Origin of the sequence: Pelomonas sp. CA6, from assembly GCF_022549225.1 — a bacterium.
GTDB lineage: Bacteria > Pseudomonadota > Gammaproteobacteria > Burkholderiales > Burkholderiaceae_C > Roseateles.
In genome coordinates this window covers 184,679-210,499 of the sequence record NZ_JAKZFD010000008.1, presented here as the reverse complement: position 1 = coordinate 210,499, position 25,821 = coordinate 184,679, and the positions used below count along the sequence as shown (strand labels likewise).

Genomic DNA, 25,821 nt, shown 5'->3' with positions numbered 1-25,821 from the left:
CGGGGCCGCGCTTCCTGCAAACAGGAGAACGACGATGTCTGCAACCCGGCTTCAATCCCCCCGCGCGGTCGAGCGCCTGGTGGCGGGCCAGCCCACCCGCGACGGCGCCGGCGTCAAGCTCACCCGCGTGTTGACGCAGGACCTGCAGCGCCGCCTGGATCCCTTCCTGATGCTGGACGCCTTCGGCTCGGACCAGGCGGACGACTACATCGCCGGCTTTCCCGACCACCCGCACCGCGGCTTCGAGACCGTGACCTACATGCTGGAAGGCCGTATGCGCCATCGCGATTCGGCCGGTCACGAGGGCCTGCTGGGCTCCGGCGGCGTGCAGTGGATGACCGCCGGCCGCGGCGTGATCCATTCCGAGCTGCCAGAGCAGCAGGAAGGCCGCATGGAAGGCTTCCAGCTGTGGCTGAACCTGCCCGGTCGCGACAAGATGTGCGACCCCTGGTACCGCGACATCGGCGCCGCCGAGATCCCGCAGCTCGAGCTGCCCGGCGTGCAGGCGCGCGTGATCGCCGGCGAAAGCCATGGCGTGGCGGGTGCGGTGCAGCGCGAAGCCACGCAGCCGCTGTACCTGGACCTGCAGCTGCAGCCCGGCGCGGAGTTCGAGCAGGCGCTGCCCCCGGACCGCAATGCCTTCGTCTATGTCTACCGCGGCGCGCTGCGCTTCGAGACCGGCTGCATGGTGTCGCAGCAGCGCATGGCGCTGTTCGCGAACACGGCAGACAGCGACGGCGTCCGGCTGCGCGCCGGCGACGAGGGCGCGCGCGTCCTGCTGATCGCCGGCAAGCCGCTGGGCGAGCCCATCGCGCAATACGGACCCTTCGTGATGAACACCGAAGGCGAGCTGCTGCAGGCGGTGCGGGACTACCAGGCCGGACGCTTCGCCTGAAGGGCCGGCGGGGGCGGTCCGCCGTCGGCGGCGATGCAACGCGCGGCCTGCGGTCGACATGATCCAGGTCAAGCCGCGTCGACGGGCCGCGGCCCGCCGGCCGGTTGCGCCTTGTGCGCTGGACGCGTGAGCGCTTAGCCTGGGCGCATGAGCCCGAGCTATGAACACGACACCGTCCCCGCCGCGCTGGATGCGCTGAGCGAACCCGCGGCCCGCCCGTCCAGCCGCCGACGCGAGCCGGTGGCGGACCGGGACGCGATCTGGGCCGCGCTGGACCATGGTCCGGAGCAGCGTGCGCCGCACTTGGGCGATGCGCTGGTCGAGGCGGGCATGATCAGCGCCGCCCAGCTGCAGCTGGCGCTGCGTCGCCAGGCGGCGCGCAGCCAGCACGTGCCCATCGGCGAGCTGCTGGTGCAGGAGGGCCTGATCTCGCCGGCCCAGCTGCGCATGACGCTGGCCGCCTGGCTGGGCGTGCCCACGGTGGACGTGGCCCAGCTCAGCCCCGACCCCGAGGCGCTGGCGCGCGTGCCGCGCGCGCTGGCCCAGCGCGAATCGCTGCTGCCGCTGATGCTGCGGGAAGAGACCCTGGTGGTGGCGGTGACGGATCCCTGGGATCACCGGCTGCTGGATGTGCTGCGCTTCGCCACCGAGCTGCGTGTGCTGCCGGTGCTGGCGGCGCCGGGCACGCTGCTGCCGGGCATCGCGCGCGCCTACCAGCTGAGCGGCCGGGAGCTCGCGGCCGAGCCGGCCGGGGCCGCGGCCGAGGGCTTCTGCGGCGCGCCGGCCGACCCGCGCCAGCAGAGCATCCAGGATCTGGCGCGCGCGCTGTCGGAGGGCGAGGCGGAGTCCGCCGATCCCGATGCCAGCATCGTCTCCGAGTCCGACAACGCGCTGGTGCGCCTGGTCAACCGGCTGATCGCCGATGCGATCGAGCTGCGCGCCTCGGACATCCACGTTGAGACCTTCGACGCGCCCAAGCCGGTTCGGGTGAGGCTGCGCGTGGACGGCGATCTGGTGCGCTACCTGGACCTGCCGGCGCGGGTGCGCTTCGCGCTGGTCGCGCGGCTGAAGATCATGGCCGAGCTGGACATCTCCGAGCACCGCCGTCCGCAGGACGGCAAGATCGACTTCAGCCGTTTCGGCGGCCAGGCCATGGAGCTGCGCATGGTGACCGTGCCCACCAGCGCCGGGCTGGAGGATGTGGTGCTGCGCCTGCTGGGCGGCATGAAGCCGCTGCCGCTGGACGGCATCGGCCTGTCCGACGACAACCTGGCTGGGCTGCGGCGCCTGATGGCCAAACCCTATGGCCTGTTGCTGATCTGCGGTCCCACGGGCTGCGGCAAGACCACCACGCTGCATTCGGTGATGCGCGAGCTCAACGAGGACAAGCGCAAGATCTGGACCGCCGAGGACCCGATCGAGATCAGCCAGGACGGGCTGCGCCAGGTGCAGATCAACAGCCGCATCGGCTGGACCTTCGCCGCGGCGATGCGCACCTTTCTGCGCGCCGACCCGGACGTCATCATGATCGGCGAGATGCGCGACGAGGAGACCGCCTCCATCGCGGTGGAGGCCTCGCTGACCGGCCACCTGGTGATGTCCACGCTGCACACCAATTCGGCGCCGGAGAGCGTGACGCGGCTGCTGGAGATCGGGCTGGACCCCTTCATGTTCTCCGACTCGCTGCTGGGCGTGCTGGCGCAGCGCCTGGTGCGGCGGCTGTGCACCGACTGCCGCGTGGTCGAGCCGCTGGACGAGCGCGCCACGCGCTCGCTGCTGCGCCTGTACCAGCAGTCGGGTGGGCCGGCCGCGCAGATGGGCGACGACGAGTTGCTGGCGCGCTGGCGCGCGCGCCATGCGGTCAATGGACAGCTGGTGCAGTACCGCCGTCACGGCTGCGACGCCTGCGGCGGCACCGGCTACCACGGCCGCCTGGGCATCCACGAGCTGGTGATCGCCGACGAGGCGCTGCGCGAGCTGATCCGCCACCGCGCGCCGGCCATCGAGATGTTCGCCGCCGCACAGCGCAGCGGCATGAGCACGCTGCGCCAGGACGGTATCGAGAAGCTGCTGGCCGGTCTGACCGACCTGCCGGAGGTGCTGGCGGCGACCAACCAGTAGCGCCGCGCCGGCCGCGCGTCAGCCCAGGCCCTGCGCCGCGAGCTCGGCCGACAGCGCCTGGCCTTCGGCATCGCGCAGCGCCGCGTCGCGCAGGCGCGCCAGCGCCGCGGCACCCCCGTCGCGGCCGCGCAGCTGGGCGGCCGCGCGCAGCAGCAGCATGAAGCGCCCGTTGCCGCGCTCATGGGTGTCGCTGTAGCCTTTGACCAGGCGGCGGCAGCGCAGCAGTTCGATGGCCAGCGCGCCATCGCCAGCGTCCAGCGCCTGGTCCACCTCGTCCAGCCAGCGCCGTAGCAGCGCGCCCTCCTGCGCGTGGCGGCGGCTGCCGCGGCGCCAGCGCCGCAGCCCGGCCACGAGGCGCAGCTGCAGGTGGCCGGCCAGGCCCTGGCTGCGGATGCGCCGGCCGCGGTCCAGGCGCGGCGCCAGCCAGGCGCGCAGGCGCGGCGAGCCGTCCAGCCAGTCGGCCAGCCGGCGCGGCAGCGTCGCCAGGGCCTCCTCCAGGCGCGGGTGGAAGAACTCCTCGCTGCCCAGTGGCTCGTCGGCGCGCGCGCCGATCTCGCGGCGCAGCCGCGCGCTGCGCTCGCCGCGGCTCTTCAGCTCGGCGACGCGGATCACGTCGTCGTAGCTCATCGCCACGGCGATCCAGCGCGCCGCCTCCACGCTCAGCGCATGGCCCTGGGCGCCGTCGTCGCGGCGCGCCAGCGCGGCCACCCGGTCCAGGTAGTCGTGGCCGTAGTCCAGGTCTTGCCAGTCCACCACGCGCGCCAGGCCCTCGCCCAGCCAGTTCCAGGCCGGCGCGGGGAACTCGGCGCGCACACGCTGCAGCAGCGGCTGCAGGGCCGGCGCGGCGGCCTGCGCGGGCAGCGGGCGCGGCGCGGTCTCCACAGTTTCATGGGCCGGCGGCTGCACCGGCGCGGCGCTGGCGCCCATCTCGCGGGCCAGGGTGGCGGCGGCGCGCAGCGCCGCCAGGCTTGGCTGCACGCCCACGCCGCTGGCCTGCACCACGGCCTCGTAGTCCTGCAGCGCGAAGGGCAGCGCGCCGCTGCCGGCCAGCGCGCCGAACAGGCTGGCCGAGATCACGCTGCCCTGCTGCTGGGCCAGGGTCTGCATGTCGGCGATGACGCTGCGCCGCGCCTGGCGCTGCACATGGGCCAGCACCGCGGCGCTGTCGGCGATGCCATTGCCGGGCGCCAGCTTCTCCTGCACGGCGTAGGTGCGGTGGCTGCTGGCGATCAGCGTGGTGCGCGTCGGCGTGACCAGGCCGCGTTCGACCGCGCGCCCGGCCTCCATCAGCTCCGCGGCGATCAGCACGTCCACCTCGCCGGGCACCGGCATCAGCGCCAGCACCGGTTCGCGGCCCGGCGTGGGCTCGACCAGCTCCAGGTAGTAGATGGTGGCGCCGGTGCGCTGCGCCACGCCAGCGACCGAGGTGGCCTGCGCGGTCCAGCCGGCGCGCTCGGCCAGCGCGACGATCCAGTCCACCAGCACGCCGCCGCCCTGGCCGCCCAGCGCCAGGATGGCCAGATGAAGGCGCTGCGGCTTCATGGCTGGGCCTCCAGCGGGTAGAGGGCGCGGGCGGCGCGGCGGCGCCACTGCGCGCGCTGCAGCGCGCCCAGCACGCGGCGCGACAGGGCATGGCGCCAGCGTTCCCAGCGCCCGGCGTTGGCGACCTTGTGGACCTTGTAGAAGGACGGGCACAGCACGGCGGCGTCGGCGACCTCGCCGCAATGGCCGCAGGCCACGCAGTGCTCGTCCACATGGGCCACCGGGTCGGGCTTGAGCGCGTCGCCGCTGGGCGCCAGCGTGAGGCTGGGGCAGCCGGAGACGCGCATGCAGGCATGGTCGCCGGAGCAGACGGCGGCGTCCACGCCGAAGCGCTCCTGAACCTGGCGCGCGCCGGCCTGCAGCGCGGCACGGCGCTGCGGCTTTTCGCGGCGCTGGCGGTTGAGCATGCATTCGCTCTGCGCGATCACGACCTTGGGGCCGGGCTCGCGGCTGCTCAGTGCTTCGCGCAGCGCGCCCTGCATGGCCTTGACGTCGTAGGTGCGCGTGATCGTGCGCACCCACTCGACGCCGACGCCGCGCACCGCGCGTTCGATGGGGTGCTGGGTGGAGCGCTGCGCGTTGGCGGCGCGCGAGGACGGGATGTCCTGCCCGCCGGTGGCCGAGGTGTAGTGGTTGTCGACGATCACGAACACGTTGTCGTGCTTGTTGAAGACCGCGTTGGCGATGCCCGAGCTGAGGCCGTTGTGCCAGAAGCCGCCGTCGCCCATGAAGGCGATCGCGCGCCGGCGGGCGCCCAGCATCGCGCCGGCGTTGAAGGCCGACGCGCTGGAGGCGCCCAGGCCGTAGCCCATGGTCGTGGCGCCCAGGTTGAAGGGCGGCATGATGGAGAACAGGTGGCAGCCGATGTCGGCGGCGACATGGTGCGGCCCCAGCTCGCGTTCGACCAGCTTCAGCGACGAGAAGATGGGCCGCTCGGGGCAGCCCACGCACAGGCCCGGCGGGCGTGGCGGCAGCGGGGGCGCGGCCGCGGCGGGCGTCGCGCTTGGCGCCGGCTCGGGCACCGCGGGCTTGGCCGCCGGGCGCGGCATGGGCAGCGAGACCGCCGGCGCGAACGCGGCCGGATGGTGCTGGCGCAGAAAGCCCTCCAGCCCGCGGCGCAGCGCGTCCACCGTGTAGTCGCCGCCCTTGGGCAGCAGGTCCTTGCCGTGCACGGCCGTCGCCAGCCCGGCGCGGCGCAGGATGGCATGCAGGTGCTGCTCGTGGTAGTCGGGCTGGCCTTCCTCGACCACCAGCACCGCGCGCTTGCCCTGGCAGAAGCGCAGCACCTCGGCTTCCACCAGCGGATAGGCGACGTTGAGCACGTACAGCGGCACGCGGCTGGCGCCGAACATGTCGGCCAGGTCCAGCAGCTCCAGCGCGCGCAGCGTGTTGTTGTAGAGCCCGCCCAGCATCACGACGCCGAGGTGCTCCAGCTCGCCGGGCAGCAGCTCGTTGAGCTGGTGTTCGAGGATGAAGCGCTGCGCCGCCGGCCAGCGCTGCTCCAGCTTCTCGCGCTCGTGCGCGAAGGAGGCGGGCGGCAGCACGATGCGGCTGAGGTCGCGGCGCGGATGCTCCAGCGCGTCCTTCAGCGTGAAGTCCGGGCGGCGGTTCTCGCGCGTGATGAAGCGGCCATGCAGATGGCAGGAGCGGATGCGCAGCTCCAGCATCACCGGCGTGCGGCTGGCCTCGGACAGCGCGAAGCCGTCGTGCACGGCCTTCACGATGGCGGGCAGCTGCGGGCGTGGGTCCAGCAGCCACATCTGCGACTTCATCGCGAAGGCGTGGCTGCGCTCCTGCATGATGGAGCTGCCTTCGCCATAGTCCTCGCCGACGATGACCAGCGCGCCGCCGGTCACGCCGCCGGAGGCCAGGTTGGCAAGCGCGTCGGACGCGACATTCGTGCCCACGGTGGACTTCCAGGTCACCGCGCCGCGCACCGGGTAGTTGACCGAGGCGGCCAGCGCCGCGGCCGCCGCGGCCTCGCTGGCCGCCGGCTCGAAGTACACGCCCAGCTCCTGCAGGATGGGCTGGGCGTCGGCCAGCACGTCCATCAGGTGTGAGATGGGCGAGCCCTGGTAGCCGGTGACGTAGCCGACGCCCGCCTCCAGCAGGGCCTTGGTGACGGCGAGGATGCCCTCGCCACGGAACTCGCTGCCCGCGGGCACGCGCAGCTGCTCGACCTCGCGAGCAAAGGAACGTTCAGCCATATGTCGCTGCCGGGGTCAGAACGGCAACGCCGCCTTGACGAAGAACTGCGTGCCTTCGGGGCGGTTGCGCACGCTGAACTCCTTTTGCAGCTTCAGCGTCACCAGCACGCCCCGGCCGTCGGCATAGCGCAGCGAGGGCCCCAGGCCGATGGCGCGCGCCTTGCCCTGCGCCGACGCGGGCCCGCTGTCGGCGGTGGTCTGCAGGAAGACGTGGCCGCCGAGGCCCGCCACCCAGCCGTTGCCCAGCCCCCAGCCCAGCGCGTAGTCGGCGTGCAGGGCCTGGCCGGAGCGGGTCTGGGTGGCGCCGTTGCGTTGATTGATGTCATACATCAGCTTGAGGTCAGCGTTCAGTCCCGCCGCCTCCATCGTGCTGATCGCGAAGACCGGCTGCACGGTCCAGTGGTTCTTGCCGGGGCTGGAGGGGTCGCCGCTGCTGTAGCGCCCGGTCGGCGCGATCAGGTCCAGCGCCAGCACGTAGTGCAGCGAGGGAGAGGGGTGAAAGCCCAGGGCCGGACCGAAGGTGATGTCGCCCAGCCCGGTGCTGCGCCAGCGCGTGCCTGCGGCCTTGAAGCTCACGTTCAGCAGCGGCAGCACGGTGTGGAAGGCGAGGTCGCCGCCCAGCACCTTGTGCGGCGTGACCCAGACGATGCGCGGCGCCAGCACGGCCACGTCGACACCGAAGCCGGGCACGGGCAGCGCGTGGCCGTTCGTGTCGCGCAGCTTGTCGTACTTCATCAGGCCGGCATAGAGCAGCGCGTGCACGCCGGGTGGCGGCAGCGCGCCGGACAGGTAGTTCTCCAGGCCGTCGGGATAAGTGCCCAGGCCGCCGCCTTCGGTGGCGTGGGCCGCGCTGGCGGCGGCGAGAAGGGTCAGCGTGGCCAGGCGCCGTGCGGCGCGGGGGAGGGTGGACATGGCATGTCTCCTGAAACGTCGGCGCGGGGCCGCGTTGGCGGGTGGTGGGGGCGGGGGAGGGACGGACCGCGGCGCGCCGGCCTCAGGGCAGCAGCGCCAGCACGCGCAAGGGCGAGCCCGAGCCGTTCTGGATCTTCAGCGGCGCGGCGACGATCAGCGCGCCGGTGGGCGGCAGCTGGTCGAGGTGGGTGAGGCATTGCAGCCCGTAGCGGTTGGCGCCGTGCATCAGCGTGTGGCAGGGATAGGGCAGCGGCCAGGCGTAGGACTGGCCGGCGTCGGTGTTGATGGTCTCCACGCCGAAGCCGCGCACGCCGCGCGCCACCAGCCATTCCACGGCGGCCTGCGTCGGCCCGGGGGTGTGGGCGCCGTCCTCGCGCAGGTTCACGAAGGCCGCGGGATCGGCCAGGCGCTTGCTCCAGTCGGTGCGCAGCAGCAGCCAGGCTCCCGCCGGGATGCGGCCATGCCGGGCCTCCCAGCGCTCGAGGTGGTCCACGTCCAGCAGCCAGTCCTCGTTGCCGGCCACCTCGCGGCTGGCGTCGACCACGCAGGCCGGGCCGATGAACTGGCGCGGGTCTATGGTGTCCACGCTGTTGTTGGGATGGTCTTTGCCGCTGATCCAATGCACCGGCGCGTCGAAGTGCGTGCCGGTGTGCTCGCCACAGGAGAAGTTGTTCCAGTACCAGCCCGGGCCCTGCTCGTCGTACTGGCTGATGCGCTCCTGTTTGAAGGCCCAGACCTGGCCGAACTGCGGCGGCAGCACCAGCGCGGGGAAGTCGCTGGACAGGGTCTGGGTCAGGTCGACCACGCGCAGCTGTCCCTGGGCCAGCGCGTCGGCCAGCTGCGCCAGCAGCGCGGCATTGCTTGCATTCATGTCGGTCTCCTCGTGGGTCGTTGTCGCTCAGGCGCCCAGCAGCCGCGCCACATGGACGCCCGAACCGGCGCCCAGGCCGGGGCCGGGATGGGTGGAGGCGCCGATGTGCCACAGGTGGCGCAGCGGCGTGGCGTGGTTGCGCGTGGCGCGCGAGGGCCGCCACAGAAAGCTCTGGTCCAGGCTGCAGTCGCCGCCGTAGGGGTCGCCGCCGACCAGGTTGATGTTGAGGCGCTGCAGATCGGCCGGCGACAGCACCGCGCGGCCGAGGAGGCTGCGGCGCAGATTGGGCACCTGGCGCGCGATGCGCTCGATCACGCGGTCGGCATAGGCCTCGCGCAGCGCCGGGCTCCAGCCCTGGGCCGGGTCGACGGCGATCTCGCCCGCCGCGTCGCCCAGCGGTTCGCGCGGGCATTCGGGCAGCTGGATCCACAGGATGTGCTGTCCGGCCGGTGCGCGGCTGGGGTCCAGCGCGGTGGGCTGGGCCACGCAGATCGTCGGCTCGGCCGGCAGCAGGCCGCGCTCGGCCTCGTTGACGGCGCGCGAGACGGCCGCCGCGCCGCCGCTCAGGTGCAGATAGGCCACGCGCGCCAGCTCGGGCGCGGGCCATTGCGGCGCTTCGGACAGCGCCAGGTGGATCTGCAGATTGCCCTTGCCGTAGCGCCATTGGCGGGCCTGCGCGCTCACCTCCGGCGGCAGCGCCACGCCCTGCAGCAGCCGGCCGTAAAGCTGGGTGGGTGTGACGTTGCAGACCACCTCGGCGGCGCGCAGCTCGCGCCCGTCGGCCAGGCGCACGCCCACGGCGCGGTCGCGCTCGACCAGCACCTGCTGCACGTCGGCGCCGGTCTCGAGCTGGCCGCCCGCCGCGCGGATCAGGCGCTCGAAGGCCTTCACCGTGTTGGCATTGCCGCCCCGCACCAGCGGCATGCCCACCGCCTCCAGCGTGAAGGCGACGACGCGCGCCATCAGCGCCGACAGCGGTGCGTCCGGCCCCAGGCCGCAATGCAGCACCCAGGGCGCCAGCAGCGCGGCCGGCAGCTCCGACGCGAACTGCTGCGCCAGCCAGGGGCGCGCCGGCACCAGGGCGGCGCCGAAGAAGTCGCTCAAGGCCTGCGGTCCCTGCTGCCAGGCCAGGCTGGCCAGGGCCTTGCCGGTGCCGAAGCGCCACAGCTCGTTGCCCAGCAGCGAGAACAGCAGCGGCGCCTGCGCGCCGACCTCGCCCAGCATCGCGGCATAGGCCTGTCCGTCGCCGGCGGCGCAGGCCTCGAAGCGCGCGACGTTGGCGTCGCGCGCGGTCGCCAGCACCAGGTGGCGGCCGTCCGGCAGCAGCACGCCGGTGGGGCTGTCGGTGTTGCAGTACTGCAGGCCGGCCTCGTGCAGCGCCGGACCCAGCGCCGCATAGGCCGGGCCCACCATGAAGAGCGGATGCGCGGTGGACAGGGTGTCGTGCACGAAGCCCGGCAGCGTCAGCGCGTCGCTGCGCACGCAGCCCCCCAGCACCGCCTCGCGCTCCAGCACGCGCACCGCACGGCCGGCGCGCGCGAGCAGCGCGGCGCACACCAGGGAGTTGATGCCGCTGCCGACGATCAGCACCTCGTCCCGGTTGCGGCTAGCCATGGTGGGCCTCCGTGGCGATGCGGCCGAAGCCGCCGCCGTGGAAGACCAGTGGCGCGCCGTCGTCGGACCAATGCTGCTCGACGCGGCCGATGAAGAGCGTGTGGTCGCCCGCCTCGATGGCGTCGCGGCTGGCGCAGACGAAGCCGGCGATCGCGCCCTCGATCAGCGGCACGGCCTCCACCGCGCCATCGCGGCGCAGCGCGACGCCGTCGAACTTGTCGGCCACGCGCGGATCGGCGAAGCGCCGCGCCAGCGCCTCCTGGCCGGCCGCCAGCACGTGGATGGCGAAGTGCGTGGCGCCGCGGAAGGCGCGCAGATTGGGCGAGCGGTTGGCCAGACTCCACAGCAGCAGCGGCGGCGCCAGCGACAGCGACGCGAAGGAGTTCACCGTCAGTCCCACCGCGCGGCCGTCGGCGCTGCGCGTGGTGACAATGGTGACGCCGGTCGGGTAGCGGCCCAGCGCGCGGCGCAGCGCGCGTGCGCCGTCCTCGTCGGGGCCGGCCGCGCCGGCGGAGGCGCAGGTGCTCATGGCGACGGCCCCGCTCATGCCGCGACGCCCGCGGCCGCCTGGCGCGCCATGTGGTCGCCGATCAGCCGGTCGCAGGCCTCGGGGTCGGTCCACCAGGGGAAGTAGGCGGGCGGGTGGTTGAAGTTGTTGGCGATGACGCCGGCCAGGCTGGGGCACTGGCCGGCCGCGCCGAGCAGGTTCAGCAGATGCGGCGGCGGCGGGGTGAGCAGGCTGTTGGTCCAGCGCACCACGTGCTGGGCGTAGTCCCAGAACAGCTCGAAGCTGGCGTTCATCCAGGCCTCGTCGAAGGGCGCCGCGCCGCGCGCGACGATGCTGTTGAACAGCACCTGGAAGGCCTTGGTGGCGTTGTTGGAGCCCTGGCCGGTGATGGGGTCGTTGACGCAGACCGCGTCGCCCAGGCCCAGCACGATGCGGCCGGATGGCAGGCGTCCCACCGGACGACGGATGGTGGGCGCGAAGCGGCCGGCGAGGATGCCGTTGTCGTCGCTGAGCTCGACGTGGCGGCAGCGCTCGGCCTCCCAGGGCAGGTAGGTGTCGAGGATGGCCAGGCTTTGCTTCAGGTGCTGCTCGGGTGTCTTCACCTCGCCCCAGCAGTCCATGGGGCCGCCGGGCACGCCCTCGAAAACCATGATCTCGCAGGGCCCGCTGGTGGTCAGCGCCGGGAAGACGAAGTACTCGCCGACGCCGGGAATCAGGTTGAAGCACACGCGCGAGAAGGGCGTGCGCGGCGTCATGCCCTTCACATAGGTCAACGCCAGCGCGCGCATGGGCTGGGCGAAGGCGCTGCGCACCGGGTCGCGTTCGAACAGCTTGACGATCTCGCCCTTGCCGGCCGAGACCACGGTCAGCTCGTGCTGCTCGGCCAGTTGCTCCAGGTCCTCGATGCCGGCGTCCTTCAGCACCAGCTTGCCGCCGCGCTGCACGAACAACTCCATCCACGCGGGCATCTTGATGCGCTGGTCCACCGCCTGCGCGTCGCGGTCCAGGCGCGCGGCCCAGTCGATCAGCCGCGCGCCGCGCTGCTCGGGATGCGGCACGGTCAGACCGATGCCCTGCACCGGCGGGCACAGGTGTTCCCACTGGTTGAGGCCATGCTGGCGTTCGATCTGCAGCGCGGCGTCGAACATGCACTGGCTGGACATCACCTTGCCGCGGCGGATCTCGTCGGGGCTGCGGTTGCTCAGCAGGGTCACCTCGTCGCCGCGGGCTTGCAGCGCCAGGGCCAGCGGCAGGCCGGACTGTCCGGCGCCGACGATGGCGACTTTTCTCTTCGTTGTGCTCATGGGCGGTCTCCTGGGGGCGTGGTCGGACGCGCCGGGCCCTGGCCCGGCGGCGGGATGCGGGTTGTGCGGAAGGAAAGGGCGGGCCGGCTAGCGCGCCAGCTGCGGGATGGCGGGCTGGTTCTGCTCCGGCCCCATGGCCGAGTAGCCGCCGTCCACCGCGTAGTCGGCGCCGGTCACGAAGCTGGCATGCTCCGAGCACAGAAAGGCCACCACTTCGGCCACCTCGGCGGCGTCGCCGACACGGCCCAGCAGATGGAAGGGCGCGGCCACGCGGTCGGTCTTGGCGCGGTCGCCACCGGAGAGCTGGTCCATCAGCCGGCACCAGGTCCAGCCCGGCGAGACCGAGTTCACGCGGATGCCGTCGGGGGCCAGGTCCATGGCCATGTTGCGCGTCAGCTGCACCAGCGCGGCCTTGCTGACCGGGTAGAGCCAGCGGCCGGTCTGCGCCACCTTGGACGAGATGCTGGTGAAGTTGACGATCGCGCCGCCGCCGCGCTGCTTCATCGCGTCATGCACCGCGCGCGCCGCCATCACCGCGCTGATCACGTTGACATCCAGCGCGGCCTGCCATTCCGAGCGCGGCGAGGCCAGCCCCTGGTCCAGGTAGCTGCAGGCCAGGTTGACCAGCAGGTCCACGCCACCGAACTGCTGCTGCACTGCAGCAACGCATTCGGCCAGCTGGGCATCGTCGGTGATGTCGCAGGCCAGCGCCAGGCGCTGGCGCGCATCGACCGCCGCGACGCGCTGCGCACCCTCGGCGTCGATGTCCAGCACCGCGACGCGGGCGCCGTAGGCCGTGAGGCGCTCGACGACGGCGGCGCCGATCAGGGTGGCGCCGCCCGTGACGATGGCCACCTTGCCGGATAAACCCTTCATGTCTGTCTCCTGGTTGTGCGGGTCTTGTTCTTGCGGCCATGGTCCGGCGCACCGCGGGAGGCGCACTATCCGCGCGGCGCAGGCCTTATCCGTTCAGCGCAAGAAAGCGTCGCGGGCCTGAGGTTGCTCATCTGGCGCGCTCATCGGCGAGTCATTACATTGAGCCGCATCATGTCGCCGCCCGCCGCCGCCGATCTCGCCGCGCCCGCCGCTCCGTCCACGGCGGCGCAGACGCTGGCGCAGGCCTGGACCGGCGCGCAGCGCCGCCGCCAGCTGTTCTCGACCAGCGAGCGCGATTGCGCGCAGGCGGTGGTCGGGCGGGTGTTCTGTTCGCACCGGCTGGAGCCGGGCCGTGGCCAGCAGCTGCAGGCGCGCATGGAGCACATGGAGGCCGGGCTGCTGGGCCTGAGCCTGCTGCGCTACGGCGGCAGCGTGGACATCCTGCCCGGGCCGCTACAGCGCTTTTATCTCTTGCAGGTGCCGCTCAGCGGCAGCGCCTGGATCGAGACCGCGGGCCAGGGTTTCCACTCGGACCCGCATTGCGCCAGCCTGGTCTCGCCCGACCAGGACCTGCGCATGCGCTGGGAGGGCGACAACACCCAGCTGTGCGTGCGCATCGACACCGAGGTGATGGGCCGCTTCCTGCAGGCCTGGACCGGCCAGCGCGCGCCACAGCTGCCGCGCTTCGACCCGCGCGTGCCGCTGGCGCAGCAGCCGCTGCTGCAGGACCTGCTGCTGACCTTGATCCAGGTGGCCGACCGGGAAGCCGGGACGGAGCTGCCGATGGCCCAGCTGCAGTACCGGCTGCTGGCGCTGCTGCTGGGGCGGCTGGGCCACGACGCGCGCCCGCTGCTGGAAGGCAGCAGCCCGCCGGTGGCGCCGCGCAGCGTGCGCCTGGTGGAGGAATACCTGCTGGCCCATTGCGGCGAGGCGCTGACGCCCGAGCAACTGGCGGCGCTGGCGGGCGTCAGCGTGCGCAGCCTGTTCCTGGGATTCCAGCGCTATCGCGGCGTCAGCCCCATGCGGCTGCTGCGCGAGGTGCGCCTGCGCAAGGTGCACGAGGAGCTGCTGGCCGGCACCGCGGGGCTGCGTGTCACCGACGTGGCGCTGCGCTGGGGCTTCTGCCACCTGGGCCGCTTCGGCCAGGACTATCTGCGCGTGTTCGGCGAGTCGCCCAGCCAGACGCTCAAGGTCGCGCTGAAGTAAGCCCGCGCGCCGCGCCGCGCCGCGCCGCGGCGGGTATGCTCGCAGGCCCGTCCGCGCCATCCCCATGCACCCCGAAGACCTGCAGAAACTCGCCACCACCGAGATGCCGTTTGGCAAGCACAAGGGCCTGCTGCTCGCCGACCTGCCGGGCCACTACCTGAACTGGTTCGCGCGCGAGGGCTTTCCCAAGGGCGAAATCGGCCGGCTGCTCGCGCTGATGCAAGAGATCGACCACAACGGGCTGCGCGAGCTGCTGCGGCCGCTGCGCGGCCGGCCCGGGCGCTAGGCCCCGGGCGTGCGCAGGCGCAGCGCGCTGGCGTCGGGAGCCGGCAGGCGCGGGCCGTCGTAGCCCCGCACCTGGCCGAAGATGCCGCCGTCTTCGCGGGCATTCCATTCGGCGGCGTAGCGCTGGATTTCCTCGCCGCTGCGGCCGACGAAGTTCCACCACAGCAGCACCGGCTCGGGGAAGGGCGGCCCGCCCAGCAGCAGCGCGCGCGCCGGCGCGCGGGCGTCCAGGGTCAGGTCTTGCGCGCCCGGCGCGAGATAGATCAGCTCGCCGGGCTGCGCTGAGCCCAGCGGCTCGCCGTCCAGGTCCAGCGCGAGCTCGCCTTCCAGCACCATCAGCCCGTATTCGAAGTCCGCGCGCAGCGCGGCCCGGCCCTGTGCCGCGGCGTCGCAGGCCAGGTCCAGTCCCAGCAGCGGCGTGTGTACCGGCACCGGCGAGCGCTGGCCTGCCCAGTCGCCGACCAGCAGCGTGCCCTGCCAGTCGCCGCAGGTCAGGCGGGGCGGCTCCGGGTGATGGCTGAAGGCGGGCGGGTCGAAGCGATGCGCCTCGGGCAGCGCGATCCACAGCTGGGCGAGCTGGATCGCGCCGGCGCGGGCCTCTTCGGAATGGCTGATGCCGCGGCCGGCGCTCATCAGATTGACCTGGCCGGGGCGCAGCCATTGCTCGCTGCCCAGGCTGTCGCGGTGCAGGATCTCGCCGTCGATCAGCCAGCTGAAGGTCTGCAGCCCGGTGTGCGGATGCGGCCCCACGCGCATCTGCCGCCCCTCGGGCAGCGAGGCCGGGCCGGCGTGGTCCAGAAAGCACCAGGCGCCGACCATGCGGCGCCGCGCGGTGGGCAGCGCGCGGCGTATCGGCAGTCCGCCCACCTCGGCCTGGTGCGCGCGCAGGCGCTCCCAGCGCGGGGCGGACGCGGCGTTGTCTTGCGGGGTGTCAGTGCTCATGCGGTTCTCCTGCGGCGGGCGCCGCCTGCTGGGCCAGATCGTCCAGGATAGGGCAATCGGGCCGTTCGTCGCCATGGCAGCAGCTCACCAGCTGCTGCAGCGTGCGGCGCATGGCCTGCATCTCGGCCAGGCGGCGGTCCAGGTCGTCGATGTGCTGCTGCGCGATGCGCTTGACCTGGGCGCTCTGGCGGCGCCGGTTCTGCCACAGCTGCACCAGCTCGGCGATCTCGGCCATGGAGAAGCCGAGGTCGCGGCAGCGGCGGATGAAGCGCAGCGTGTGCACCTCCTTGTCGCCGTAGAGGCGGTAGCCCGAGTCGGTGCGCGCGACGCGCGGCAGCAGTCCGAGGCTTTCGTAGTGACGCAGCATCTTGGCCGAGACGCCGGAGCGTTGCGCGGCCTGGCCTATCGTGTAGTGCGCGCTGTCATTCATCGCGGCGCCCTCCAGCGCTTGAGCAGCAGGGCGTTGCCCAGCACCGAGACGCTGGACAGCGCCATCGCGGCGCCCGCGATCACCGGGCTCAGCAGGCCCAGCGCCGCCGCCGGCACGCCCAGCAGGTTGTAGAAGAAGGCCCAGAACAGGTTCTGGCGTATCTTGCGCACGGTCGCGCGCGACAGCGCGATGGCCTCGGCGACCAGGCGCGGGTCGCCGTGCATCAGCGTGATGCCGGCCGCTTCCATCGCGACGTCGGTGCCGCCGCCCATGGCCATGCCCACGTCCGCGGCGGCCAGCGCGGGAGCGTCGTTGATGCCGTCGCCCACCATCGCCACGCGCCGGCCCTCTGCGCGCAATTCGGCGACGATGCGCGCCTTGTCCTCGGGCAGCAGCTCGGCGCGCACCTCGTCCAGCCCCAGCTGGGTGGCGACCGCGGCGGCGGCACGGGCGTTGTCGCCGGACAGCATCAGCGTGCGCACGCCCATGTGTTTCAGCGCGGCCACGGCCTCGGCCGACTGCGGCTTGGCGCGGTCGCCGAAGGCCAGCAGCGCCTGCACGCGCGGCACGGCGCCGGCTTCGGCGGCGGCCAGCCACGACACCGTATGGCCTTCGGCCTGCAGCGCATCGGCGCGCGCCTGCAGCGGCGCGAGATCCACGCCCAGCTCGGCCATCCAGCGGCTGCTGCCGAGCATCAGGGTCAGGTCTTGCAAGGCCTGCTGCGGCGCGGAGCTGGCAGCGGCCTGGGCCTCTGCGGCGGGCCGCCGCGCCTGCACGCCGCGGCCGGCCAGGGCCCGGGCATCGGCCAGCGCGGGCAGGGCCTGAACCCCGCGCTTCGCGGCCTCGTCGCGCACCGCGCGCGCCAGCGGGTGCTCGCTGCCGGCCTGCAGCGCGGCGCAGTGCGCCAGCGCCTCGCCCGCGTCGACGCCGGGCGCCGCCGAGAAGTGCTGCAGCGTGGGCTTGCCCTCGGTGAGCGTGCCGGTCTTGTCGAACACCACCAGGTCCACCTGGCGCGCCAGCTCCAGCGCCTGTGCGTCCTTGATCAGCAGGCCGCGGCGCGCCGCCACGCCGGTGCCCACCATGATGGCGGCGGGCGTGGCCAGGCCCAGCGCGCAGGGGCAGGCGATGACCAGCACCGCCACCGCGTGGATCAGCGCGCGCTCCCAGTCGCCGCTCATCAGCCCCCAGGCCAGCAGCGTGGCGAGCGCGATCACCAGCACCACCGGCACGAACACCGCGCTGACCTGGTCCACCAGGCGCTGGATGGGCGCCTTCTGCGCCTGCGCCGACTCGACCAGGCGGACAATGCGCGACAGCGTGGACTCGGCGCCCAGCGCCCGCACCTCCAGCGTCAGCAGGCCTTCGCCATTGACGGCGCCGCCAATGACGAGGTCGCCCGGGTTCTTGGCCACCGGCAGGCTTTCACCGCTGATCAGCGATTCGTCCACCTGGCTGCTGCCTTCCAGCACGCGGGCGTCGGCCGGGATGCGCTCGCCGGGGCGCACGAGGAGCCGGTCGCGCAGGCGCAACTGGGCCAGCGGCAGCTCCAGCTCCTGGCCGTCGCGCAGCACGCGGGCGGTCTCGGGGCGCAGGGCCTTGAGGGCCTGGATGGCGCTGAGCGTCTGGCGCTTGGCGCGTGCCTCCAGCCATTTGCCCAGCAGCACCAGCGTGATCACGACGGCCGCGGATTCAAAGTACAGCGCATGGCTCATGCCGCCTTCGCGCAGCAGCTCGTAGACGCTCAGGCCATAGGCGGCCGAGGTGCCCAGCGCCACCAGCAGGTCCATGTTGCCGCTGCGGTCCTTCAGCGCCGCCCAGCCCGCGCGGTAGAAGCGCCCGCCCAGCCAGAACTGCACCGGCGTGGCCAGCAGCAGCTGCCACCAGCCGTCCAGCATCCAGTGCTCACCCCACAGCAGGCCCACCATGGGCAGGGCCAGCGGCAGGCTCAGCAGGGCCGCGAGGAGAACCGGCCAGCCGCTGGCCTGCCAGGGCAGGGCCGCGGGTGGCGCGCCGCCGTCCTCGTCGTCCAGCGGCGCGGCCTGGTAGCCCGCCTGTGCCACGGCGGCGATCAGGGCGTCCACCTCGACGCTGGCGAGTGCCCGCACCGTCGCGGTCTCGCTCGCCAGGTTGACCTCGGCCGCGCGCACGCCGGGCAGTTTCTTCAGCGCCCGCTCGACGCGGTTGACGCAGGACGCGCAGGTCATGCCGCTGACGCGCAGCCGCCATTCGCGCTCGGGCACCTGGTAGCCGGCGCGCGCCACCGCGTCGCGCAAGGGGTCCAGCAGCGCGCTGGCGCTCTGGCCCGGCGCCAGCAGCACGCGGGCCGATTCGGTGGCGAGGTTGACCTCGGCGCGCTGCACGCCGGGCACGCCGGCCAGGCGTTTTTCGACCCGTGCGACGCAGGAGGCGCAGGTCATGCCCTCGACCGGCAGCACCAGTTCGCCCATAGAGTCCTGAGCGGCCGTGGAGGGGGTGTTTGAGGTGTTCATGGCGCCAGTTTCATCCTTGCCATGATGGTAAGGTCAAGCGTCTTGCACGGAAATCGGCGCTGCCGTCCACGCGGCTTGACCTTGCCTCCATGGCAAGGTTTAGCCTTGCATCACCTGAACGAGGGCCCCGCATCCGGGGCCCGGGGAATCGGAGCCATCCATGCAACACCATGAATTCACCCTGCCCGACATGAGCTGCGGCCGCTGCGTCGCCCACATCACCGAGGCGGTCAAGGAACAGGACGACCAGGCCCGGCTGGACATCCAGCTGGCGCAGAAGAAGCTGGTGGTCGACACGCAGCTGGACCGCGCGGCGCTGGCGGCGGCGCTGACCGAAGCGGGTTATCCGCCAGCGTCCTGAAATTCGCCACAGGCCGCGCGCCCAGCGCGCGCGGCGTCCGCGTTTCGCCCGGTCGGCATGTCTGGAGTTCAGATTGACACGCGCCATGCCGACAATGTTCGGATTCCAGAACGACATGGTGACGCAACAACCATGCAATCCGCAGGCGAGGGACCGGCGGCCGGGGCGGCCGTGGCCATCCAGGGCGAGGACGCGAGCCCGCTGACCAACCTGAACTTCCTGGCCCACCTGCTGGAGGGCGCGGGACGCCACGCGCTGCGCGCCAGCGAGGACATCGTCAGCCGCAGCGGGGTGCGGCTGGTGCCGCGCGGGGCGGCCATCGACGAGAAGCTGCGCGAGCGGCTGATGCAGCACAAGCTGGAGCGGCCGCTGGAAGACTGCGTGGAGATGCAGGACGGGCTCAAGCCGGCCAGCCTGGTGGCGCCGGCCCAGGCCCTGCTGCAGCGCCATCCGCTGGTGGCCGCGCTGTGCGAGAGCCGCGAGGCCATGCCCATCCCCGACTGGCTGGGCGGCTTGCGCCTTACCGGCCCGGTGCAGGCACTGCTGACGCTGTATGCCGAGAATCCCGATGCGCCGCCCGGGCGCCTGGAGCATGCGCTGGGCGTGGCGATGCTGTCGGTGGCGCTGGCGCGCCGGCTGGTGCCGCAGCGCGCGGCGACGCAGCGTGAACTCGCGCTGGCCGGGCTGCTCCATGACGTGGGCGAGCTCTACATCGACCCCGCCTTCTTCCGCCCCGGCAGTGTGATGAGCCCGGAGCGCTGGCGCCAGATCGCCAGCCATCCCGTCACCGCGCACCGGGTGCTGTTCACGCTGCCCGGCGCGGGGCCGCGCGTCGCGCAGGCCGTGCTGGAGCACCACGAGCGCCAGGACGGCTTCGGCTATCCGCGCGGCCTCGCGGGCGACGAGCTGAGCCTGCCCGGCCAGATCCTCGCCTTCTCCGAATGGCTGATGGGCCTGGTCGAGGCGCAGCCAGCCTCCACGGTGCGCGCGGTCGTGGCGACCAAGCTGGTGCCGGGCGAGTTTGATCCGCGCCTGCCTGAGTTGCTGCGCGAGGCAGCCGCCACGCGAGGCATGCCGGCTGCCGCGCCAGCGGCGGGGGCGCCCGGGCTGCAGGAATTGCGCCTCGGGCTGGCACGCTTCGCCGCGCTGGGCCAGGGCCCGGAGGCGCCGACCGACCTGGCGCTGGCCCCGGTGCTGGCGCAGGGCGAGCAGCGCGTGCGCCGGCTGCAGCTGGCCTTCTCCAGTGCCGGGCTGGACGTCGCGCCGCCGCATTGGCCCGACGCCCCCGAGGTCCGCGACGACCGCCGCCTGCAGCAGGAGCTGCTGGCGCTGCTGGGCGAATTCGGCTGGCGCCTGCGCGAGGTGGAGCGCGCCTGCCTGCTGCGCGCCGGCCTGCTGGGCGACGAGGCGCTGGCGCGGGTGCAGGCCTTGATCGCGGAACCGGGGACGGGGACGAGGGGCTGATCGCCTGGACGCCAGCCGCACCCGGGGTGATGGGCCCTGTCTTTGCGCAAACGACTGGGCGAATGCCGCGCACTCATGTGACTTCGGGTTATCCATGACGGGGCGATGACTAATCGGCCGATCTCGCACACACCAAGCTCGTTTGTTCGTATTTCGCCCGGTCTGTATGGGGAGCAAGCCCCATGGCGGGCCGCTGCACACAGGGTGTTGTGGAGCCGCATCGCTTCCGTCATGAGCACCCGTATCCAGATGTTCAGAATGCGCGTCTTTCGGCAGCGGACCCGAGTCACCGCGGGACCGTTGTCTTTCGGCGAGCAACAGCCACGCCGGCCACAGGGCCCCACCGGCCAATCAACACTGGAACTGCAATATGAGAACTCACTCCAAGCTTTCGCTGACGCTGAGCGCCCTGGCCGCGGCGGTGTTCTGCGCCCAGGCTCAGGCTCAGGCACAAGAAACCCAGCAACTGCAACGCGTCGAAGTCACCGGCTCCAACATCAAGCGCCTGGCCGCGGAAACCGCGTCGCCGGTGCAGGTGTACAGCCGCGACGACATCCGCAAGACCGGCGCCAACACCGTGCGCCAGATCCTGGACACCCTGACGGCCACCGTCGGCACCGAAATCCGTGACGACGGCAACAACTCCAGCTTCGCGTCGGGCGCGTCCGGCGTGTCCATGCGCGGCCTGGGCAAGGGCGCCACGCTGGTGCTGCTGAACGGCCGCCGCGTCGCCAACTACGGTCTGGCTGATGGCGCCAAGGACACCTTCGTCAACGTCGACTCCATCCCCTCCGATGTGGTTGAGCGCGTCGAAATCGTGAAGGACGGCGCTTCCGCCGTCTACGGTTCGGACGCGATGGCCGGCGTGATCAACATCATCACCCGCCGCGAATACAACGGCGTCGGCATGTCGGCCAGCTACACCTTCAACGAGCGCCCCAACGCCGGCGCCCAGACCCAGGCCGGCCTCGTCGCCGGTTACGGCAGCTTGGAGAAGGACGGCTTCAACGTCTTCGCCAACCTCGAGGCCTATCGCCGCGAGGGCTACACGCTGGACAAGGTCAAGGACGACTACGCGCCCTGGCACAAGGCCGCGTACAACCAGGCCTTCGGTGACCCCAGCACCCTCTCGTCGCCGGGCACGCTGCGCTTCGCCGGCAAGCGCGTTCCGGTGGCCGGCTGCACCACGGTGCAGGCTTCGGGCCAATGCGTGATGGACATCAATGGCCTGAACCAGGTCTCTGATCCCGCCAAGCGCCTGAACCTGTACACCGCCGGCCGCGCCAAGCTGGGCAACGACCTGCAAGCCTTCGCCGAGGTTTCGTACTCCAAGACCACGACCGAGTACCGCAATCTGCCGCCGTCCATCACGGCCGGCGCCGTGTCGCGTTGGTATGACGGCTACCAGAACAAGCTCCAGTCCGTGGACCATCCGACGCTGGCGGCGAACAATCCGGCAGTGACGGCTTCGTACAAGGATCCCATCACCGGCCGCGTCGGCATCGACTACCGGTTCATGGACAACCCCGATCTGTTCAAGTACGACAACGATGCCAACCAGTACCGCGTGCTCGCGGGCCTGCAAGGCGTGTTCCGTGACATGGACTGGGAAGTGGCCGTCGGTCGCACCGGCGCCAGTGCCGACAAGCTGAGCCGCTGGGCCCATCGTGACCTGTACACGGCGGTGGCGGACGGCACGTACAAGATCGGTCAGGTCAACGACCCCGCCAAGCTGGATGCTTGGTTCCCCATGCAGGGCATGAAGGGCAAGAACCACCAGAACTTCATCGACGCCAAGCTGTCGGGCGAGCTGATGGCGCTGCCGGGCGGCCCGCTGGCCTTCGCGGTCGGTGCCGAGCACCGTGCGGAGAATGTCTCCATCCGCTCGACGGACAACGTGCTCAAGGCCGAGATCATCGGTCGCGGCTCGGTGCTGATCGAAGGCAAGCGCAACATGGACGCCGCCTTCTTCGAGCTGAACGCCCCGGTGCTGAAGGGCCTGGAGCTGAACGGCGCGCTGCGCTATGACAAGGCCTCCGGCTTTGCCGGCCGCGTCTCGCCCAAGCTGGGCGCGCGCTGGGAGCTGAGCCCGCAGTTCATGCTGCGCGGCACGGTGGCGGGCGGCTTCCGCGCCCCCAACATCCCCGAAACCCTGGGTACGGTCGGTATCACCGGCTTCTACAACAACACCGTCGATCCGGCTCGCTGCGATACCGCTCGCAAAGTCCAGGCTATCCTGAACAACGGCAACGCCACGGACAAGGCAGATGCAACCCGCGCCTACAACAGCGGTTGCAACACCTCGGTGCCGGCGATGATCTCGGCCAACCCCAACCTGAAGCCGGAAACCTCCAAGAGCATCACGCTGGGCTTTGTGCTGGAGCCGTCGCGCAACCTGACGGTGGCGATGGACTACTTCGTGATCGAGCGCCGCGACGAGATCGCGACCCGCGACCTGTCCTACGTGTTGTCCAAGGAAGGTCAGCCCGGTTACGAGAAGATGATCAGCCGCGGTGCCGTGACGAGGGACGAGCAGGACTGGATCGATCGCGCCAACGCCATGTCGCCGGGTGCCAACCTGAGCTGGTCGCGTGGTTCGCTGGCCTCGCTGCTGCTGGCCTATGAGAACTTCGGCAAGACCCGCACCTCGGGTATCGACTTCGATGTGCGCGGCAGCGTCGGCAATGCGAACTTCGGCACGCTGAACATCGGCCTGGCAGCCACCTACATGCTGGCCTACAAGCCGTGGGACGTTGATCTGAACAAGTGGCGCCCCAACCAGGTCGGCAACTACCAGAACCCGCGCCTGAAGGCTGTGCTGTCGACCGCCTGGAGCAAGGGACCTTGGGCCACCGGTCTGCGCTTCAACTACACGTCGAAGACTCAGCTGAACCGGGACGAGGCGGATCTGGATACGCAAGGCGAAGCCGCGTGCATGACGTCGCTGGCTCTGAAGAAGGTGGGCGGCCTGCCGTGTTTCATCGACAGCGATCTGCGTACCGACTTCAACCTGGCCTACACCGGTTTCAAGAACCTGCGCCTGTCGCTCAACATCATCAACCTGACCGGCGAAGAGCATCCGGTGAACCTGCGCGAAGGCTACAAGCTGCGTCCGCGCAGCTACAAGATCGGCGCGGAATACCGCTTCTGATCGCCGCCGCCCGGCCCTGCCGGGTGTGCGCGCAGAGCAAGGGCCCGGAGCAATCCGGGCCCTTTTTCGTTGCGGTCATGGGGCTTTGCGGCGCCGTCGGGCGCAGGCCCGGCTCAAACCCTCAGCGCCGCCTCCACCCGCTCGCGCATCTGGCGCAGCCGCTGCAGCTCGGCGTCGGGCGCCTGCAGCGCGGGCCATAGCAGCGCGACGAGGTCGCGCGAGGCCTGGTCGACGTCGATCTGACGGCCGGCGATGATGACTTCCCACAGCATGTGTTCCATGGGGCCGAAGACCAGCGAGCGCAGCAGGCGCAGCGGGATGTCGCGCCGCACCTCGCCGCGTGCCTGCCCGCGCGACAACAGCTCCATCAGCGGCCGCGTGTAGCGGCGCTGCAGCTCCACGAAGGCTTCGCCGAAGCCCGTGCCGCCGGCCGCGCGGCCTTCGCCGATCATGCTGGAGTCGCGCTTGCGGCCTTCGGACAGCACCAGCTCGCACAGGCCCGTGCCCTGGATCAGGAACAGGCGTAGATGGGTGTGGACGACGAACTGCAGCTGCTCGCGCGTGCCGGCCTCGCGCGGCAGGCCGGATTCGATCACCGCGATGATCTCGTCGTACCAGTCGGCGATCACGCGCATGCACAGCTCACGCTTGCCGCGGAAATAGGTGAAGACCGTGGCCTCGGAGACGCCCAGGCGCTGCGCGATCTCGGTGGTGGTGGCGCGCTCGTAGCCGCGCTCGGTGAAGACCTCGCGGCCCACGCGCAGGATGTCGCGCACCCGCTGTTCGGACTTGGCGCGCAGGGGCGCGCGGCGCTGGGCGGGCAGGGCTTGGGCGGGCATGGGCCGATTCTGCGCAAATTTTGAGCTTGGCTCAAGTATGGCCGCTGCCGGCTTGGCGGTGATGTGCTTCTGGCGTATGCTTCGCGCCTCATCCGGCCATCGAGTCGGGGTGAACGATGAATTGAGTCCGGCTCATGATTGGCTCTTGCAGGAGCTTGCGCCGGCGCCAGGAGACGACCGAATGCCCATTCTGAGCAGCAAGCTGAACGCCCGTTCGGCGGACTTCAAGACCAATGCCGACGCAATGCGCGGCCTGATCGACGACCTGAACGCGCGCCTGCAGAAGATCGCCGAAGGCGGCGGCGAGGCGGCCCGGGCCAAGCACACCGCGCGCGGCAAGCTGCTGCCGCGCGACCGCGTGGAGATGCTGCTGGACCCCGGCACGCCCTTCCTGGAGCTGGCGCCGCTGGCGGGCCTGAACATGTATGACAACGCCGCGCCGGGCGGCGGCATCGTCGCCGGCATCGGCCGCGTCAACGGCGTCGAATGCATGATCGTGTGCAACGACGCCACCGTGAAGGGCGGCACCTACTATCCGGTCACGGTGAAGAAGCACCTGCGCGCGCAGGAGATCGCCGAGGCCAACCGGCTGCCCTGCATCTATCTCGTCGATTCCGGCGGCGCCAACCTGCCCAACCAGGACGAGGTCTTCCCCGACCGCGACCACTTCGGCCGCATCTTCTACAACCAGGCCAATCTGTCCGCCCGGGGCATCCCGCAGATCGCCGTCGTGATGGGATCCTGCACCGCCGGCGGCGCCTATGTGCCGGCGATGAGCGACGAAACCATCATCGTGAAGAACCAGGGCACCATCTTCCTCGGCGGCCCGCCGCTGGTGAAGGCGGCCACTGGCGAGGTGGTCAGCGCCGAGGATCTGGGCGGCGGCGATGTGCACACCCGGCTTTCGGGCGTGGCCGACCACCTGGCCGAGAACGACACCCATGCGCTCGCGCTGGCGCGCAACGTCGTCGCCGGCCTGAACTGGACCAAGCCGCAGCCGCTGCGCCTGCAGCCCCCCAGAGCGCCGGCCTACGACCCGGCCGAGCTGCATGGCGTGATCCCGACCGACACCCGCAAGCCCTTCGACGTGCGCGAGGTCATCGCCCGCATCGTCGACGGCAGCGAATTCGACGAGTTCAAGGCGCGCTACGGCAACACCCTGGTCTGCGGCTTCGCCCATATCGAAGGCATGCCGGTGGGCATCGTCGCCAACAACGGTATCCTGTTCGCCGAGAGCGCCAACAAGGGCGCGCACTTCATCGAACTGTGCTGCCAGCGCAAGATCCCGCTGGTCTTCCTGCAGAACATCACCGGCTTCATGGTCGGGCGCAAGTACGAGAACGAGGGCATTGCCCGCGCCGGCGCCAAGATGGTGACCGCCGTGGCCTGCGCCCAGGTGCCCAAGTTCACCGTCATCATCGGCGGCAGCTTCGGGGCGGGGAACTACGGCATGTGCGGCCGCGCCTACTCGCCGCGCTTCCTCTGGATGTGGCCCAACGCGCGCATCAGCGTGATGGGCGGCGAGCAGGCCGCCAGCGTGCTGGCCACCGTCAAGCGCGATGGCATCGAGTCCAAGGGCGGGCAGTGGAGTGCCGAGGAAGAAGAAGCCTTCAAGGCGCCCATCCGCCAGCAGTACGAAGACCAGGGCCACCCCTATTACGCCAGCGCGCGGCTGTGGGACGACGGCGTGATCGACCCTGCCGACACCCGCCGCGTGCTCGCGCTGGGCCTGTCGGCCGCGCTCAACGCGCCGATTCCCGACACCCGCTTCGGCGTGTTCCGCATGTGAGCACGATCGCGGTGT

The 25,821-nt window shown here is 71.5% G+C and carries 20 protein-coding genes; 8 read left to right on the top strand and 12 right to left on the bottom strand.

Translation table 11 applies throughout. From position 1 onward, the window contains the following. Positions 1-34 precede the first annotated feature (34 nt). Positions 35-895 (top strand): pirin family protein, encoded by an 861-nt coding sequence (locus LZ017_RS14875; RefSeq protein ID WP_241397659.1) that lies wholly within the window; start codon positions 35-37, stop codon positions 893-895. 147 nt (positions 896-1,042) lie between these two features. Next, positions 1,043-3,016, top strand: a complete 1,974-nt coding sequence (locus LZ017_RS14870; protein ID WP_241397658.1) for a GspE/PulE family protein — start codon at positions 1,043-1,045, stop codon at positions 3,014-3,016. An 18-nt stretch (positions 3,017-3,034) separates the two neighbouring features. On the opposite strand, the gene LZ017_RS14865 is transcribed toward LZ017_RS14870, so the two are convergent. From LZ017_RS14865 to LZ017_RS14830, 8 genes are all read right to left on the bottom strand, one after another. After that, complete coding sequence (locus LZ017_RS14865; protein ID WP_241397657.1) at positions 3,035-4,558, bottom strand: indolepyruvate oxidoreductase subunit beta family protein; 1,524 nt, start codon at positions 4,556-4,558, stop codon at positions 3,035-3,037. Next, positions 4,555-6,765 (bottom strand): indolepyruvate ferredoxin oxidoreductase subunit alpha, encoded by a 2,211-nt coding sequence (locus LZ017_RS14860; RefSeq protein ID WP_241397656.1) that lies wholly within the window; start codon positions 6,763-6,765, stop codon positions 4,555-4,557. The genes LZ017_RS14865 and LZ017_RS14860 overlap by 4 nt, the downstream gene beginning before the upstream one ends. Before the next feature lie 15 nt (positions 6,766-6,780). Then, positions 6,781-7,677 (bottom strand): transporter, encoded by an 897-nt coding sequence (locus tag LZ017_RS14855; protein WP_241397655.1) that lies wholly within the window; start codon positions 7,675-7,677, stop codon positions 6,781-6,783. An 82-nt stretch (positions 7,678-7,759) separates the two neighbouring features. Further along, entirely contained in the window at positions 7,760-8,548 is a 789-nt protein-coding gene (locus tag LZ017_RS14850; RefSeq protein ID WP_241397654.1) for a cyclase family protein, read from the bottom strand. 27 nt (positions 8,549-8,575) lie between these two features. Further along, positions 8,576-10,162, bottom strand: coding sequence for an NAD(P)/FAD-dependent oxidoreductase (locus tag LZ017_RS14845; protein WP_241397653.1), 1,587 nt, complete (start codon positions 10,160-10,162; stop codon positions 8,576-8,578). Further along, positions 10,155-10,691 (bottom strand): flavin reductase family protein, encoded by a 537-nt coding sequence (locus LZ017_RS14840; RefSeq protein WP_241397736.1) that lies wholly within the window; start codon positions 10,689-10,691, stop codon positions 10,155-10,157. Before LZ017_RS14840 ends, LZ017_RS14845 begins: the two co-directional genes overlap by 8 nt. A 14-nt stretch (positions 10,692-10,705) precedes the next feature. Further along, on the bottom strand, positions 10,706-11,974 hold the full coding sequence (locus LZ017_RS14835; protein WP_241397652.1) for a styrene monooxygenase/indole monooxygenase family protein: 1,269 nt from the start codon (positions 11,972-11,974) through the stop codon (positions 10,706-10,708). Between the two features lie 87 nt (positions 11,975-12,061). Beyond that, positions 12,062-12,850 carry an SDR family oxidoreductase gene (locus LZ017_RS14830; RefSeq protein WP_241397651.1) on the bottom strand — a complete coding sequence of 263 codons (789 nt, stop codon included), beginning with the start codon at positions 12,848-12,850 and terminating at the stop codon, positions 12,062-12,064. A 171-nt stretch (positions 12,851-13,021) separates the two neighbouring features. On the opposite strand from LZ017_RS14830, the gene LZ017_RS14825 reads away from it, so the two are divergent. Beyond that, positions 13,022-14,056: an AraC family transcriptional regulator gene (locus LZ017_RS14825; protein WP_241397650.1), complete on the top strand. Its 1,035-nt coding sequence runs from the start codon at positions 13,022-13,024 to the stop codon at positions 14,054-14,056. 64 nt (positions 14,057-14,120) lie between these two features. Further along, positions 14,121-14,342 carry a DUF3820 family protein gene (locus LZ017_RS14820; RefSeq protein WP_241397649.1) on the top strand — a complete coding sequence of 74 codons (222 nt, stop codon included), beginning with the start codon at positions 14,121-14,123 and terminating at the stop codon, positions 14,340-14,342. Here the strand turns inward: LZ017_RS14820 and LZ017_RS14815 are convergent. Genes LZ017_RS14815 through LZ017_RS14805 form a run of 3 tightly spaced genes read right to left on the bottom strand, consistent with a single transcriptional unit; the run spans position 14,339 to position 18,202 of the window. Continuing rightward, positions 14,339-15,283 (bottom strand): pirin family protein, encoded by a 945-nt coding sequence (locus LZ017_RS14815; protein ID WP_241397648.1) that lies wholly within the window; start codon positions 15,281-15,283, stop codon positions 14,339-14,341. The two genes, LZ017_RS14820 and LZ017_RS14815, sit on opposite strands and share 4 nt — an antisense overlap. Continuing rightward, on the bottom strand, positions 15,273-15,713 hold the full coding sequence (cueR, locus tag LZ017_RS14810; RefSeq protein WP_241397647.1) for a Cu(I)-responsive transcriptional regulator: 441 nt from the start codon (positions 15,711-15,713) through the stop codon (positions 15,273-15,275). Before cueR ends, LZ017_RS14815 begins: the two co-directional genes overlap by 11 nt. Beyond that, on the bottom strand, positions 15,710-18,202 hold the full coding sequence (locus tag LZ017_RS14805) for a heavy metal translocating P-type ATPase (protein ID WP_241397646.1): 2,493 nt from the start codon (positions 18,200-18,202) through the stop codon (positions 15,710-15,712). The genes cueR and LZ017_RS14805 overlap by 4 nt, the downstream gene beginning before the upstream one ends. Before the next feature lie 160 nt (positions 18,203-18,362). Between LZ017_RS14805 and LZ017_RS14800 the strand changes: the two genes are divergently transcribed. The 3 genes from LZ017_RS14800 to LZ017_RS14790 all read left to right on the top strand — a co-directional run bounded on the left by LZ017_RS14800 (position 18,363) and on the right by LZ017_RS14790 (position 23,178). Continuing rightward, on the top strand, positions 18,363-18,563 hold the full coding sequence (locus LZ017_RS14800) for a heavy-metal-associated domain-containing protein (RefSeq protein ID WP_241397645.1): 201 nt from the start codon (positions 18,363-18,365) through the stop codon (positions 18,561-18,563). Between the two features lie 132 nt (positions 18,564-18,695). Further along, the gene (locus LZ017_RS14795; protein ID WP_241397644.1) at positions 18,696-20,027 is read left to right on the top strand and encodes an HD-GYP domain-containing protein; all 1,332 of its coding nucleotides are present in this window, start codon (positions 18,696-18,698) and stop codon (positions 20,025-20,027) included. Between the two features lie 370 nt (positions 20,028-20,397). Beyond that, complete coding sequence (locus tag LZ017_RS14790; protein WP_241397643.1) at positions 20,398-23,178, top strand: TonB-dependent receptor domain-containing protein; 2,781 nt, start codon at positions 20,398-20,400, stop codon at positions 23,176-23,178. A gap of 113 nt (positions 23,179-23,291) precedes the next feature. Here LZ017_RS14790 and LZ017_RS14785 read toward each other — a convergent pair whose 3' ends face one another. Then, a complete protein-coding gene (locus LZ017_RS14785) occupies positions 23,292-24,017 on the bottom strand; it encodes a TetR/AcrR family transcriptional regulator (RefSeq protein ID WP_241397642.1) in 726 nt (241 codons plus the stop codon). A 181-nt stretch (positions 24,018-24,198) separates the two neighbouring features. On the opposite strand from LZ017_RS14785, the gene LZ017_RS14780 reads away from it, so the two are divergent. Beyond that, positions 24,199-25,806, top strand: coding sequence for a carboxyl transferase domain-containing protein (locus LZ017_RS14780; RefSeq protein ID WP_241397641.1), 1,608 nt, complete (start codon positions 24,199-24,201; stop codon positions 25,804-25,806). The last annotated feature ends 15 nt before the right edge of the window (positions 25,807-25,821 follow it).